Below are 13,439 nucleotides of genomic sequence, written 5' to 3'. Positions count from 1 at the left end.
AACAATATGGACGCAATAATCCAACAGTTAAAATCACTACGCCTAAGTCATGCTTCTGATGCACTGGAACAGCAAAGAATACACCCCGCGACCTATGCTGAACTTGGCTTTGAAGAAAGGTTAGGACTCATCCTTGATCATGAGATAGTGAACCGAGATCAAACCAAAATCCAACGACTTAAACGGCAAGCCAAGCTGCGCCTAAGCGCTAGCGGTAATCAACTGGACTACCGCCCAGAACGAGGCTTAAAAAGAGCAATGATGGGAGAGTTATTATCAGGCACTTATTTACAAAAGCGACAGAATGTCCTGATTACAGGTGCAACAGGTGCAGGTAAAACCTATGTTGCTTGTGCGCTCGCCGAGCAGGCGTGTGAGCAACACTGCCCAAGTCGTTATTATCGCCTAAATCGTTTACTTGATGACCTGAGTAGTAGCCGCCTTGATGGCAGCTATCAAAAGCTACTACTGAGCTTGTCTAAGAAAAAACTGTTGGTTATCGATGACTGGGGAATGGAAAAACTCAGCCAAGAGCATGCAAGTAATCTTCTCGAAGTGCTAGAAGATAGATACCAAGAGTGCAGTACGATCATTATCAGCCAACTACCTGTAAAAGAATGGCACGAGATGATCGACAACTCGACGATCGCTGATGCGATCTTAGATAGGTTGGTTCATCAAAGTCATAGAATCGAGTTACGAGGGGAATCAATGAGAAAACTGGCTTAAATCGACCACTTGGAGTAAAACTAAGGAAGAGAAAAGAGAGGCTTAAAAAGGTGGTCGATTAAAAACGAAACTAGGGGTCACATCAGCCGAAATACGCAATCAATAAGCAAGAATACGCAAATATGATCTTATCGAGTACAGACAAACGAGTGAAAGACTACTCGTCACCTGTGCTCGCAAAACGTTTCTATGATTCATTGAGTGATGTGTGTATGAATCAAGGCCACTTCCAAGAGGCGCTGAGCTATGAGAAGAAAGGCTACCGCATAGAAACAGACTTAATGAAGCAGATTCCAATCAGTGAGCTTGGCGCAAGTCAATTGCGCCGCCTTTCTCGTTTCGAACTAAAACTCAAACTTATCTTGTCTGAACAAGAGAATAGAGAACTAAAAGAAACTACTGAGCAGCACAAAAATGCCGTTGCTCAACTGCAACAAGACGTTTTCACCGATCCGCTGACGGGTTTGCATAACCGTCGATGGTTAGATGTAAAACTGAAAGACATGTTGCTACACGAAACACCTTTCGCATTAATGGTGGTTGATATTGACCACTTTAAGTCAATCAACGACGAACTCAGCCACTTAGTGGGCGACAAAGCGATTGTAAGCGTGTCTCAGGAACTCAGTGCCTACTTCAAGTTTAGAGGCGCATCTTGTGTCCGGTTTGGTGGGGAGGAGTTCTTAGTCATCCTTGAGAGCACCAACCTTGCTAAGGCAGAAATGCACTCGGAAAATTACCGCGAACGAATCTTCCAATTTGGTTGGCATGAGATACTAGGTGAACGCGGTTTAACCGTCAGCATTGGTATCACTTTACATCGCGAAGGAGAAAATACTCAACGTACTTTCTATCGTGCAGATAAAGCCTTATACCGAGCGAAGGCTAATGGTCGAAATCAGGTCTGTAGCGAGTAGTTGCAATCGAGAGAGCATGATCTGAGAGTAGTTATACATGAGAGAAACTATAATAGATGAGAGAAAATACAGATTAACTCTCATTCAATGCAGCACTACTCTCAAATAACCTTCAATCTAGTGAGGTGAGTGATAGGCTATTGATAGAAAAACAGAGAGATCCCACCTAAAGCGACAAGCGTCCCGATGATACTTTGCTTTGACACCTTTTCCCCTTTAAGCGCATAGATCACCAAAATAAAGACTGGACTGGTCGCTATCAATGTCTGTGCAATCGCAGGATTGGCATTTTTCAACGCCACTTGCTGTAACCATAAAGCGAGGAACGTCCCAACAAAGATTGCCCCGAGAAGCCAAAACTGGTCGAGCTTAGTCATCGCCCATAAATCTCTTTTTATTGACGAATATGGCTTCTTCTCAACAAACGAGATAATAAGCATTACAGCAAACACACCAATCGTCAGGCGAATCAAAGCGCCGAACAACGGCGGAATATCACCAGCCACTAAAGTGATGTATGGAATCCACTCCCTCCTTTGCCAAGCTAGACTTAGGAGAATGAGATAAATACGAGGGTTCCAATATGTTGAGCAATAATATTATCGCTATCGACCTAGCTAAAAATGTTCTACAAGTCTGTCATATCAGTGTTCATGGTGAGATGCTGTCCAATAAACCTTTAAGTCGACAGAAAATGAAAGAGTTTCTTGCCAAGGCTAAGCCTTCCATTGTCGCGATGGAAGGGTGTTGCGGATGTCATTATTGGGGTCAGTTAGCTGAAAAGTTTGGACACGAAGTGCGGATTATCAATCCGAAGAAAGTGAAAGGCTACCTAGAAGGACATAAAACTGATCATAATGATGCCCTTGCTATCGCTAATGCTGCTATCCAAATTGGTATCAAGTACAGCCGTCCAAAGTCATTGGAACAACAAGCTATGCATTCTTTAGAAACTAGTCGTAGATTCTTATCTCGTAGTGTTGTTTCCCTAGCTCTTCACATTAGAGGGACAATTTTGGGCTACGGGATAGCAAACCCTAGAGGTGAAAAAGGCTTAAAAGCGTCGGTTCAAACCGTGCTTGATGGAGATACACCAATACCTTCTAATGTCGTATCCGTTCTGTCGATGCTGTGGGAGCAATATCAAGAACTTAAAGCAAAACTTATCGCATTCGAAAAAGAGAAAAATGCTTTAACCCGTCAGATAGAACCGTGCCAACGATTAATGGGCATTGAAGGTGTTGGTGAAACAACTGCTGCGATGCTCTATACAACTCTTGGTGATGGAAAGCACTTCAAGAATGGAAGACAAGCTTCAGCATTTGTTGGTCTTACACCTAAACAGCACAGTTCAGGTGGCAAAGTTTTTATGATTGGGATCGATAAATGCGGTGGTGTGAAGGAGCTACGCTCGCTTCTTTATCTTGGCGCAATGTCTTACGTTGGACGACTACCCGAAAAACCGAAGACTCGGAAGGATGCTTGGTTGAGGAGCATCATAGATCGTATCGGCTTCAAGAAGGCCTGTATTGCACTGGCTAACAAAGTGGTACGTACTGCGTGGGCAATGCTTCGGTATGAGACTGAATATAAACCAGTATTACTCACTAGGGCGTGTTGATCTTTGCTGTACATTCCGTGTTCAACAATACATCGGTAGCCACATTAACATGAATGCCAGTGATAACATGCTGGCATAATTCCTTTCTAGCTTGTCATATCTACTTGAAATAGCTCGATAATGCTTAATTCTCCCAAAGGCATTTTCGACCAAGTGACGATACTTGTATAGACACCAATCCATACTGTCTTTGTCTATATCTTGTCCGTAATTGCGTTTAGCAATTACTGTTTCTCCGCCACGTTCCTTAACAAAAGTACGGAAAGGTTCGCTGTCATATCCTTTATCACAAACGATGGTATTAACTTCATCGAGTTGCTCAACTAAGCTTTCGGCATGCACTATATCGTGGCGTTGTCCCTCTGATAAATCAAAGCAAATCGGCAGGCCACCACTATCTACAGCTAAGTGAATTTTGGTTGAGTTGCCCCCGCGACTTTTTCCTATTTGCTCTGAACTTTCAGTAGCTGCACCTGTACTATGCTGATGCGCTCTAACTATAGAGCCATCAAGAAATACCCATTCAAAGTCAGCCATGCTAGATAAGCTTTTGAAAAGATTATCTAAAATCCCTTTCTTTGACCAAAGATTAAATCGTCTGTAAACGGTACTCCACTCTCCGAACTCAGAGGGTAGATCTCGCCAAGGAATACCTGTTCTCATTCGATAAAGTATTCCTTCAAATGTCATTCGATGTTCAGTTTTATCGTAAATACGACCTGTACTTTTCATAACTTGGAGTAGCAGTTCCCAGCGAATATCAGTTAGCATTGTTCTTGGCATGGTATTGGTTATGGTTTTACTTTTGGCGAAGCAAATTATAACTCTTTACCATGCTGTTCAAAAAACACTCACGAAAGATCAACACGCCCTAATTAATCATTAACAAATTTTTAAATTTTACAAAATGATGATGCATAAAAGGTAAGACCAACCTACTGAGAACCTGGCCATTCTGTCATGCTGTAAAAAGCTGCTAACGCGATAAGGACAGTAGGTGCGCAAAACATCAAAGGCTAGAGGGTAGCTCCTTCAATAAGAAGCCGAATATACGACCGCATCTTAACTTTTATTGCCAAAATCACTTTGTAAATACGTGGATTCCATATACATAATGGGAAATAACCACACCCGAAGCCTGACACACACTCGCTACAAGCCCATATCCAATACCGCTCCATTGCGCTTTGTCATTAGATTCTCCGCTCACCGATTTGGACGGTTGAAAAACGACAAAAGTGACTGCGAGCGTAGTGATTACAACACCTAACCAGCTTTGTAAGGTCAAGGCCGCACCGAGGAACATCAATGCCAGCACACCTGAAAGTGGAGGAGCCAAAGATTCAAGTAATAAGGTTTTGTTGGCACCGATCCTTCTCAACGCCGCAAAATAGGTACTGTCTCCAATCGCAATTCCGATAACACCAGAGATAGCCAATATCCAAAAGTGGTTAGCACTCAGTTCAAACTCCGGCATCGGAATAAGAAGCATCACAAGCAGCATCATTCCAGAAGCGACTATGCCTTTGACAATGTTCAGCTGCATCGCAGAAAAGCGATGCCCAAACTGCCCATAAATCCATGTCGCACACGCCCACACGATCGCAGCACTAATAGCGGCCAATTCACCTATACCCGTGATCATTGAAAATGCTTGATTTTCAATGAAATCAGGATCATGCTACTCACCATGAAAATGGTACTAACTCCTGAGCAAAAACAACAACTCGAACAGATGCACAATACTGAGCGTGATCGTCGAGTATGCGACCGTATAAAAGCTGTCTTGCTAGCTTCCGAAGGTTGGAGCCCGCCTATGATCTCTCAAGCCCTTCGTATCCATGAATCTACAGTTGCTCGTCATCTTAGTGATTATGCTCTATCTGAAAAACTTAAACCTGAGAATGGCGGGAGCCAGAGTCTACTTTCTGATACTCAGACGATGCAGCTCATCGAGCATTTGACTGAGAAAACCTATTTTCATACGCGTCAAATCGTTACTTACGTCGAAGCTGAATTCGGTGTGAGCTACACCGTTTCTGGGATTAATAAGTGGTTACATCACCACGGTTTTGCATACAAAAAGCCCAAAGGTGTACCACATAAACTAAAGCCTGAAGAGCAGCAAGCATTTATCGAGTATTACAACGAGGTACTTAAGCCCAAGGATGCGCCTGTACTTTTCATGGACGCCGTTCATCCAACTCAATCAACAAAACTTAGCTGTGGCTGGATCCGTAAGGGACAGGATAAGCTAATTGAAACGACAGGTAGCCGCACTCGAGTGAATCTAATCGGTGCTCTGTCATTGAAAAACATCAGCGCAACGATCACAGATACTTATGAAACGATAGATAGCGAGAGTATTGTTCGCTTCTTTTGGAAACTCAAGAAAGAGCATTATCCACTAGAGCAAACCGTGCATATTGTGCTTGATGGTGCAGCCTACCATCGGTCAGAAATGGTTAGGAATGCGGCAAAAGTACTCAATATAGAGCTTCATTACTTACCCTCATACAGCCCAAACTTAAATCCAATAGAGCGGCTTTGGAAAGTAATGAATGAGCATGTGAGGAACAATGTCTATTTTCCCTCCAAAACAGCATTCACCTCTGCTATCAAAAAGTTTTTCGATGTGACGTTACCAGAAGTTGCAGGCTCACTTGTATCCAGAATTACAGATAATTTTCAGGTACTGATACCTGCATCTTCAAGTTGAAAGGGTATATATACATCCAAATTTATCCTTTTGTGGTTATGCACATCATTTAGAACCATACTCTTTATCAAACCAATGTCTTCATCGCTTCAACTAGATTTCCTTACCCAATGCCATAAATTACCCACCAAACGTGGTTACGATTTTATAAGATTCAATAATAATTTTGTTCGCATTAGAAGCGAAAACACATTATTTGTAACTCGGTAAATCAATTTTTTAACAATTACTTGTATGCTAGCGTACTATATTTATAACTAATATCTAACATTACAAGGACCTGTTATGTTTTTAGACTATTTTGCTCTCGGTCTACTCATTTTCGTAGCATTAGTAATCTTTTACGGCATCATCGTTATTCACGATATTCCCTATGAAATAGCGAAAGAACGCAATCACCCTCATCAAGATGCTATTCATGTCTCAGGCTGGGTTAGCCTATTTACCTTACACACTATTTGGCCATTTCTCTGGATTTGGGCCACGCTCTGGCGTAAAGATCGCGGTTGGGGTTTTGCCAAACTTGAAGAAGAACAACACGACATTCATCATCGTGTCGATATTTTAATTGATCAAGTCAGCACCATTCAGGAAGAAATCGCGCAACTCAAACAAGCCTATTCAATGAAAGATAACCAAGCTAAAGATCAGAATAACGCTCAAGATCAGGAGGTTAAGTAATGGATTTACTGCTGATAATGACCTACGCGGCGCTTTGTATCACCATTTTCAAGGTGTTCAATATCCCGCTAAATAAGTGGACAGTACCCACAGCCGTTCTTGGTGGTGTGATCATCGTAGGCACACTCATTCTGCTGATGAACTACAACCACCCTTTCACGCAAATCGGTAACCAAGTTTACTCAACCACACCTGTCGTTTCAGGCGTTAGAGGTAAAGTTATCGAAGTTCCTGTGGAGGCCAACAAACCTCTTAAGCAAGGGGATATTCTTTTCAAAATCGACCCTATTCCATTTGAAGCAGAGGTCGCAAGGTTAGAGGCAAAAGTAAAAGAAGCAAGCCAAGGTGCCCTTGGAATGGAATCAGAGGTAACCGCAGCGGAAGCGGCTAAAATCAAAGCTATCGCAGAGAGGGATAAGGCCCAACGTGAGTTCTCTCGTTACAAGCGGGGTTATGACAGCGGAGCCTTTACCGAACAACAATTAGACACTCGCAGACAAGCTTACAAAGCATCAGAAGCCGCAGTAAAAATTGCAGACGCGAATCTAAATCAAGCAACAATCTCCCTAGATTCTGCAATAGGTGGTGAGAACACCGCAGTTTTAAGCCTATTAGCCGAATTGCGTAAAGCTCAGTTCGACTTAGAACAAACCGTTGTTCGAGCTCCTACCGACGGAAAGGGCGGGATCGAACTTTAGTTATTGAAAATAAATAACTTTATTTTCAATTGGAACTTTTCCTGATAGTCACGATCAGATCATGAAATAAAAAATATGAGAAACTCGCATGATTATCATTGAACAGCTAAAAAAAGTGAAAGATACCCGTTCGCACATCAACCAAGTCTACCCTGTTATAGAAGTCGCTTTTGTTGTCATAACAGCCATGCTTTGTGGTCAAAACAAGTGGACGGATATCAAGGATTTTGGTGAAGGAAATATCGACTGGTTACGTGAGTATTTCCCCTACGAAAATGGCCTTCCTACTCGTCATAATATTGCAGCAATTATGAGGACTATTGTTCCTGAAACACTCTTAGAAGCTATGGTGGGCTGGGTTAATTTGCATAGAGAGAGGCATGCTCAACCTATCATCAGTGTTGACGGGAAGGTACTAAAAGGTGCTAAAGCAAACAAACAAGATAACCCCCTTTATATGGTCTCGGCATTCGATGTTGATGAAGGTTTGACCCTCACACATCAACCCTGTAAAGGCAAAGGGACGGAGCTAACAGCGATAAGAAACCTGTTAGATACTTTAGATATAAAAGGATGTCTATTAACGGCTGATGCCCTGCATTGTCAGGTTGAAACTCTGAATAAAGTGGTTGATAAAGGTGGCGATTTCTTAGTGCAAGTCAAACTGAATCAGCCCAGTTTGCTTGCAGAAGTGGATGCACAATTCCAAGACTATTGGTCTTTGCCTGAAGATAAACAAGAGTCATACATCACCGAAGATAAAGGGCATGGCAGAAAAGAGGTTCGTGAGGTTTACGTTCTCCCAGCAGCCTTCAGTGAAGCACTCAGAGAAAAGTGGTCTGTCGTTAAAAGTGTTGTTGCAGTGGTGAGAGATAGAAGTGTCAAAGGGAAAGGAAGTTATGAAACATCGTATTATATTTGCACAGATCACTTGTCGTTAGAGTTAGCCTTACAAGCGACCAGAAAACACTGGCACATCGAGAACCAGCAGCACTGGGCGTTGGACGTTATTTTCAAAGAAGATGAACAATGTATTTATGCTGGAGATTCAGCACTAAATATGGCTTGTTGCAGACGTTTTGTTCAGAACTTGTTTAGAAAATCCGAAGGGAACTTGTCAGTACCCAGGAAGATGAATAAAGCGGTATGGGACAAAGATTACAGAGCTTCGGTTTTGTTTACATCAAATTAACAAAGTACATTCGTGCCCTTTACCGACGGATACGTTACACAATTAGCATTACGCCCAGGTGTAATGGCGGTGCCACTACCTTTAGCGCCCGTGATGACGTTTGTTCACACTGAAGCTCAGTTTTATACGGCAGCGTTTAGACAAAATTCGTTACAGCGCCTACAAACAGGGTTTGAAGCGGAGTTCTTATTTAGAGCATTACCAGGGAAAGTGTTTAAGGGCCGAATTGATGAAGTGATTCCAGCGATTGGTGAGAGCCAATTCCAAGCGCGTGGTGCACTGCTTGGAACTGAAGCACTGCGTACCAGTGGCCGTGTATTCGTTAAGTTGACCATCACAGATGACCTATCTGAATACCATTTACCTATGGGTACCGCGGTTGAAGTAGCGATATATTCTGACAGCTTCACTCACGTGTCTATCATGCGTAAGGTACTTATTCGTATGAAGAGCTGGCAGAATTACTTATACCTAGATCACTAAGCTGTTTATACCTAGAGCACTACATAACTTGTATCTAGACCATAAATAGCCGGTAACTAGGTCTCAAGTAGATCTAACATATTGTTTATATGAATGAAAAAGCCAGAAACTGAACTGACCCCCAATAGTTGGACACCAATTATTGGGGGTCTTTTTATGTCCAAATATAGCCGAGAGCTAAAATGTATCATTGCTAAGCAATACTTAGATGGCACGTCATCCCTCTATTTAGCAAAACAATATTCAATTTCTTCAAGACAGATACGGTATTGGGCTCAAGTCTTTACCATCCATGGTACTGATTCATTTTTACCCACTCAGCATACTGAAGTGACCCCGTAAAGTTGGACATTTCTGTTAAGCGGCTATCAAACCTCAGACTCGGCTCAAATCCATATCGTCTTTAAATCCCTTAAGCTACTGGTTGCTATAACAATCATCAATGGTATTTGATAGAGTTATCCGAAATCTAGACCGAAACGGAATATTTATTATGAAGAAAGTCACATTGATACTTTTCCTAGCCACTCAGTTAATGGCATGTACCGAGGTGGGCAGTAAAGCTTGGTGTACGGATATGAAAGAGAAGCCTAAAGGCGACTGGACGGCTAATGAAGCCGGTGATTTTGCCAAGCATTGCATTTTCTAAAAAAGCACTCACTACTACAGAGCTTTTCAATTTTTTAGATAAAAAAACGACCGCTAGGTAGACCGAAGTACCTAGGGTCGTTTGAGCTTCAAAATGCTAGATAAGCTCTTAACTTTCAAACAAAACACATGTTACAAAAAACATACTGCATACAACATACTCATTAGATCAGCTTGTTACGGATGTGGATCACCACTGCTTCTGCAACGATAACCACCGCGAAGATACTCACTAATACCATTGAAACTTTTTGCCACTCGAAAAGGTTCTGCGCGTCGTTTAGTACTACGCCAATACCACCAGCACCCACCAAACCCAGTACCGCAGATTCACGTACATTGATGTCCCAACGGAACAGTACGATGGAATAGAACGCTGGCATCACTTGTGGCCAATAACCTTTCAGTAAAACGCTCATCCAAGAAGCACCGGTCGCGCGTAAAGCTTCAATAGGCCCCATGTTCACTTCAGCAATTGCTTCCGCTAACAGCTTCCCTACAAAGCCGATACTGCGAATGGCAATTGCCATAATACCTGCCAGAACACCGGGGCCAAACAGTGCGATAAACAACAGTGCCCAAACCAATGAATTCACAGAACGTGAAGACACGAGAAAGAATTGAGCAATCCAGTTCAAAGCTTTATTCGGAGTGATATTTGGCGCATTCATCAGCGCCAAAGGAATAGCAAATACCAAGGTAAACAAGGTACCTAATGTAGCGATGTGCAGTGTTTCAATCATCGCTGCGTGAATCGACTCAGTATAGAACGCGTAGTCCATTGGCACCATTCGTTCGAACATGTCGGCAAACTGCGCTGGCGCGTCATATAAAAACTCTGGAATCACTTCAACGGTCTGCCAAGACCACACGATGGCGCACACAAGGCTAAGGTAAACGGCAAATCGAGCCACACGTTCGTTTGGTGTAAAGCGCTGCCACTCTTTATCGATAGATGCAGTTGCCATTAGAAGATTCTCCTAACAATATTGGAAAGAAATTCACCCACAAGAATCAACGCGATAATGGTGATCAAAATAGCGGCGACGAAGTCGTAGTCAAAACGTTGGAATGCGGAGAAAAGTGTACCACCAAGGCCACCAGCACCCACGATGCCAACCATGGTTGAATTACGTAAGTTCGAGTCCAACTGATAGCTTGCGAAACCAATGAAACGAGTAAATACCTGTGGCATCACCGCGTACAGAATGACGCTGACAAAACTCGCCCCCGTCGCTTTAATCGCTTCAACCGGCTTAAAAGAGATCTCTTCAATGGCTTCAGCAAACAACTTGGCGATGAAGCCAATGGATGCGAATACCAAAGTCAGGATCCCAGCAAGGGCACCGAAGCCAACCGCTTTCACGAATAGAATGGCAATGATCACAGGGTGGAAAGAACGACACAATGCGATAAAACCACGAATCGGCGTCGATACAATCGAAGGCATCATGTTTCTTGCAGCAAGTAAGCCAAGAAACAGTGAGATGACGATGCCGAAGAAACTCGAAATGATCGCTATCTGTAAGCTCTCCGCTAAGCCACTTAGCAGTAAATTAGTACGCGAAAAATCTGGCGGAAACATTCTTGATAGTAACCGCTCACTTTCACCAAAACCAATGACCAAACGATCAAAGGTCAGTCCTAATGTCGCAAAACTGTAAAACAGGTAGCCAATAATTGCAGCGATAATTGCACGGTTAGTCCATGAGGTTTTGAACGGATTTTCGTGCTTCGCTGACGATGTGCTTGATGAAACGCTTGGCGACGAGCTTGGATTTAATCCAGCCATGATTCACCCCCATAAATGATTTTTAGGTCTTCTTCTGAAATACCTTCAGGGCTGCCATCGTAATGCACCTTACCATTACACATGCCGATGATGCGCTTGGCATAACGCTTGGCTAAGTTCACATCGTGGATATTAACCAACACTGGGATGTTTTTCTGTTCTGCGAATGTCTCCATTAACTCCATAATCTCAACCGCTGTTTTCGGGTCGAGTGATGACGTTGGTTCATCCGCCAATAAGATATATGGGTCTTGCATGACTGCCCGAGCGATACCGACACGTTGTCTTTGGCCGCCCGATAAACTGTCGGCACGTTGGTTGGCAAAATCTTGTAGGCCTACAAATTCGAGTAACTCGAAAGCTTTTGCTAAATCTTCAGCTGAGTAGTTACGACGCCATGCATTCCAAGCGGTCATGTAGCCTAAACGGCCACTTAACACGTTCTCGATAACCGTTAAACGTTCCACGAGGTTATATTCTTGGAACACCATACCGATGTGTCGACGCTGTTTACGTAGCGCTTGACCTTTTAATTGAGTCAGATCTGCGCCATCAAAAATGATTTCGCCTTGGCTTGGATCGTTGAGTCGATTAATACAACGCAGAAGCGTACTTTTACCGGTACCAGATGGACCAATGATCGCGATGATACCTGGCTCACCGATATCAATATTAATGCCTTTAAGGATTGGCTTGCCTGCCACATATTCGTGGAAAAGGTTATTTATCTTTATTCCTTCATAGCTTGCTACGGCCATACTGCATTTCCTTGTGCGAATTTTAGAATGATCTATGCCCTACCCGCGAGGGCATAGATATTTAGTTGAGGTAGGTGTTTTTAAAGGGCAAAGTCTTTCTAAAACTTAGCCTTCCAACAGAGTGACGAACTAGCCGTTGTTTGCTTGTTTTGCTAACTCAGCAGCTTTTTTCTTTGCACGTTTAGCCGCATCTTTCTCAGCTAACTTTTTCAGGCCAGTTTTAGTGTAAGCCGTACCTGTCGCGTGGGCGATATCACGAATCACATCCCACTCTTCTTTGTAGCTGATTGGCGAGAAACGGTCGGCACCTTTAAACGATGCGCTCATTTCTGGTGTAAAACGGTAGCTAAAGAAAGCCTCGTTGATCTTCTCAACTAGCTCTGGTTTTAGGTTGTAAGCATAGCCAAACGCAGACGTTGGGAAGCGTGGGCTACGGTAGATAATCTTCAGTTCAGAATCGTCAACACGACCTGCTGCTACCATACGATCGTACACGTCCGATGCCACAGGTGCTGCGTCATAATCTCCATTGAAGACGCCTAGAATCGATTGGTCATGCTTGCCTGAGTAAAGCACTTTGTAATCTTCATCTGGCACTAGGCCTTTCGCTGGGAATAACGCACGTGGAGCTAGGTTGCCAGAGTTGGAAGATGCAGAAGTGTGTGCAACCTTTTTGCCTTTCAGATCAGACATTTTATTAATGCCGCTGTCTTTACGAACAATCGTGATTAAGTTGTAGCCCTGGAAGCCAGACTCATCGCCTTTCACTGCGATTGGAACGTAACCCGCGAGGTTAACTGCGTAGCCAGTCGGGCCAGTCGAGAAACCTGCAACGTGCAGTCGACCAGAACGCATCGCTTCTACTTGCGCAGAGTTCGAGTGCACTGTGTAGTAAATCACTCGCTTACCCGTGATTTTACTTAGGTGAGCTTGGAAATCCGCAAACGCATCTTTGTATAACGCTGGGTCTTCTACTGGCGTGTAAGTAAACACAAGCGTACTTGGATCGTTCCACTCATCTGGATTCTTTGGTGAATCGGCGACCAAATCTTGGTTTTCATCACAGTATCGATCGTCTAACACACCACGACTAGAGCAGTCACTTGCCATAGCCATTGAAGGAAGTAGCAATGAGCTAGCGATTAACAGTCCTTTAACACTGATTTTCATATTCAAACCTTACTTTACTTATTGTTGAAAG

General features: G+C 43.2%; 11 protein-coding genes and 6 pseudogenes. 10 read left to right on the top strand and 7 right to left on the bottom strand.

Translation table 11 applies throughout. The features are described 5' to 3' along the window. Positions 1 to 6: 6 nt before the first annotated feature. Both istB and ACMAZD_RS19875 read left to right on the top strand, forming a co-directional pair. Positions 7 to 729 (top strand): IS21-like element helper ATPase IstB, encoded by a 723-nt coding sequence (gene istB / locus ACMAZD_RS19880; RefSeq protein ID WP_286291966.1) that lies wholly within the window; start codon positions 7 to 9, stop codon positions 727 to 729. 95 nt (positions 730 to 824) lie between these two features. Next, positions 825 to 1,646: pseudogene (locus ACMAZD_RS19875) on the top strand (GGDEF domain-containing protein); the annotation flags it as partial. Positions 1,647 to 1,783: 137 nt separating this feature from the next. On the opposite strand, the pseudogene ACMAZD_RS19870 reads toward ACMAZD_RS19875, so the two are convergent. Continuing rightward, positions 1,784 to 2,161: pseudogene (locus tag ACMAZD_RS19870) on the bottom strand (EamA family transporter); the annotation flags it as partial. A 68-nt stretch (positions 2,162 to 2,229) separates the two neighbouring features. On the opposite strand from ACMAZD_RS19870, the gene ACMAZD_RS19865 reads away from it, so the two are divergent. Next, entirely contained in the window at positions 2,230 to 3,267 is a 1,038-nt protein-coding gene (locus tag ACMAZD_RS19865; RefSeq protein ID WP_435250288.1) for an IS110 family transposase, read from the top strand. Positions 3,268 to 3,288: 21 nt separating this feature from the next. Here the strand turns inward: ACMAZD_RS19865 and ACMAZD_RS19860 are convergent, their stop codons facing one another. Then, the gene (locus tag ACMAZD_RS19860) at positions 3,289 to 4,050 is read right to left on the bottom strand and encodes an IS5 family transposase (RefSeq protein WP_102276546.1); all 762 of its coding nucleotides are present in this window, start codon (positions 4,048 to 4,050) and stop codon (positions 3,289 to 3,291) included. A 328-nt stretch (positions 4,051 to 4,378) separates the two neighbouring features. After that, positions 4,379 to 4,912: pseudogene (locus ACMAZD_RS19855) on the bottom strand (EamA family transporter); the annotation flags it as partial. Between the two features lie 45 nt (positions 4,913 to 4,957). On the opposite strand from ACMAZD_RS19855, the gene ACMAZD_RS19850 reads away from it, so the two are divergent. From ACMAZD_RS19850 to ACMAZD_RS19820, 7 genes and pseudogenes are all read left to right on the top strand, one after another. After that, positions 4,958 to 5,986: an IS630 family transposase gene (locus ACMAZD_RS19850; protein ID WP_435247117.1), complete on the top strand. Its 1,029-nt coding sequence runs from the start codon at positions 4,958 to 4,960 to the stop codon at positions 5,984 to 5,986. Between the two features lie 285 nt (positions 5,987 to 6,271). After that, positions 6,272 to 6,667 (top strand): DUF3302 domain-containing protein, encoded by a 396-nt coding sequence (locus ACMAZD_RS19845; RefSeq protein ID WP_435250287.1) that lies wholly within the window; start codon positions 6,272 to 6,274, stop codon positions 6,665 to 6,667. Beyond that, a pseudogene (locus ACMAZD_RS19840) lies at positions 6,667 to 7,344 on the top strand (HlyD family secretion protein); the annotation flags it as partial. The gene ACMAZD_RS19845 and the pseudogene ACMAZD_RS19840, both read left to right, overlap by 1 nt. Before the next feature lie 109 nt (positions 7,345 to 7,453). Further along, complete coding sequence (locus tag ACMAZD_RS19835) at positions 7,454 to 8,557, top strand: ISAs1 family transposase (RefSeq protein WP_435247125.1); 1,104 nt, start codon at positions 7,454 to 7,456, stop codon at positions 8,555 to 8,557. Between the two features lie 21 nt (positions 8,558 to 8,578). Beyond that, positions 8,579 to 9,040 (top strand): annotated as a pseudogene (locus ACMAZD_RS19830) (hypothetical protein); the annotation flags it as partial. Between the two features lie 156 nt (positions 9,041 to 9,196). Then, positions 9,197 to 9,364: pseudogene (locus ACMAZD_RS19825) on the top strand (helix-turn-helix domain-containing protein); the annotation flags it as partial. A 169-nt stretch (positions 9,365 to 9,533) separates the two neighbouring features. Further along, positions 9,534 to 9,689: a DUF3012 domain-containing protein gene (locus tag ACMAZD_RS19820; protein WP_435250286.1), complete on the top strand. Its 156-nt coding sequence runs from the start codon at positions 9,534 to 9,536 to the stop codon at positions 9,687 to 9,689. A gap of 163 nt (positions 9,690 to 9,852) precedes the next feature. Here ACMAZD_RS19820 and phnE (ACMAZD_RS19815) read toward each other — a convergent pair whose 3' ends face one another. The 4 genes from phnE (ACMAZD_RS19815) to phnD form a co-directional block, all read right to left on the bottom strand. Further along, positions 9,853 to 10,656: a phosphonate ABC transporter, permease protein PhnE gene (gene phnE / locus ACMAZD_RS19815; RefSeq protein WP_435250285.1), complete on the bottom strand. Its 804-nt coding sequence runs from the start codon at positions 10,654 to 10,656 to the stop codon at positions 9,853 to 9,855. Next, positions 10,656 to 11,480 (bottom strand): phosphonate ABC transporter, permease protein PhnE, encoded by an 825-nt coding sequence (gene phnE, locus ACMAZD_RS19810; RefSeq protein WP_372247069.1) that lies wholly within the window; start codon positions 11,478 to 11,480, stop codon positions 10,656 to 10,658. Before phnE (ACMAZD_RS19810) ends, phnE (ACMAZD_RS19815) begins: the two co-directional genes overlap by 1 nt. Beyond that, positions 11,468 to 12,238 carry a phosphonate ABC transporter ATP-binding protein gene (phnC, locus tag ACMAZD_RS19805; protein WP_435250284.1) on the bottom strand — a complete coding sequence of 257 codons (771 nt, stop codon included), beginning with the start codon at positions 12,236 to 12,238 and terminating at the stop codon, positions 11,468 to 11,470. The genes phnE (ACMAZD_RS19810) and phnC overlap by 13 nt, the downstream gene beginning before the upstream one ends. Before the next feature lie 129 nt (positions 12,239 to 12,367). Then, positions 12,368 to 13,408, bottom strand: coding sequence for a phosphate/phosphite/phosphonate ABC transporter substrate-binding protein (gene phnD, locus ACMAZD_RS19800; RefSeq protein ID WP_004732989.1), 1,041 nt, complete (start codon positions 13,406 to 13,408; stop codon positions 12,368 to 12,370). Between the last annotated feature and the right edge of the window lie 31 nt (positions 13,409 to 13,439).

It is taken from the genome of Vibrio sp. nBUS_14, assembly GCF_051201655.1.
Classification (GTDB): domain Bacteria; phylum Pseudomonadota; class Gammaproteobacteria; order Enterobacterales; family Vibrionaceae; genus Vibrio.
Note: the sequence above shows the minus strand (reverse complement) of the source record. Positions and strands in the feature narration are given on the sequence as shown.

What these genes read in the sequence shown, in the direction of transcription:
- ACMAZD_RS19845 (WP_435250287.1), top strand. Translation starts at nt 6,272, where the DNA reads ATGTTTTTAGACTATTTTGCTCTCGGTCTACTCATTTTCGTAGCATTA.
- phnD (WP_004732989.1), bottom strand. Translation starts at nt 13,408, where the DNA reads ATGAAAATCAGTGTTAAAGGACTGTTAATCGCTAGCTCATTGCTACTT.
- phnE (WP_372247069.1), bottom strand. Translation starts at nt 11,480, where the DNA reads ATGGCTGGATTAAATCCAAGCTCGTCGCCAAGCGTTTCATCAAGCACA.
- ACMAZD_RS19835 (WP_435247125.1), top strand. Translation starts at nt 7,454, where the DNA reads ATGATTATCATTGAACAGCTAAAAAAAGTGAAAGATACCCGTTCGCAC.
- phnE (WP_435250285.1), bottom strand. Translation starts at nt 10,656, where the DNA reads ATGGCAACTGCATCTATCGATAAAGAGTGGCAGCGCTTTACACCAAAC.
- ACMAZD_RS19850 (WP_435247117.1), top strand. Translation starts at nt 4,958, where the DNA reads ATGAAAATGGTACTAACTCCTGAGCAAAAACAACAACTCGAACAGATG.
- istB (WP_286291966.1), top strand. Translation starts at nt 7, where the DNA reads ATGGACGCAATAATCCAACAGTTAAAATCACTACGCCTAAGTCATGCT.
- ACMAZD_RS19865 (WP_435250288.1), top strand. Translation starts at nt 2,230, where the DNA reads ATGTTGAGCAATAATATTATCGCTATCGACCTAGCTAAAAATGTTCTA.
- phnC (WP_435250284.1), bottom strand. Translation starts at nt 12,238, where the DNA reads ATGGCCGTAGCAAGCTATGAAGGAATAAAGATAAATAACCTTTTCCAC.
- ACMAZD_RS19820 (WP_435250286.1), top strand. Translation starts at nt 9,534, where the DNA reads ATGAAGAAAGTCACATTGATACTTTTCCTAGCCACTCAGTTAATGGCA.
- ACMAZD_RS19860 (WP_102276546.1), bottom strand. Translation starts at nt 4,050, where the DNA reads ATGCCAAGAACAATGCTAACTGATATTCGCTGGGAACTGCTACTCCAA.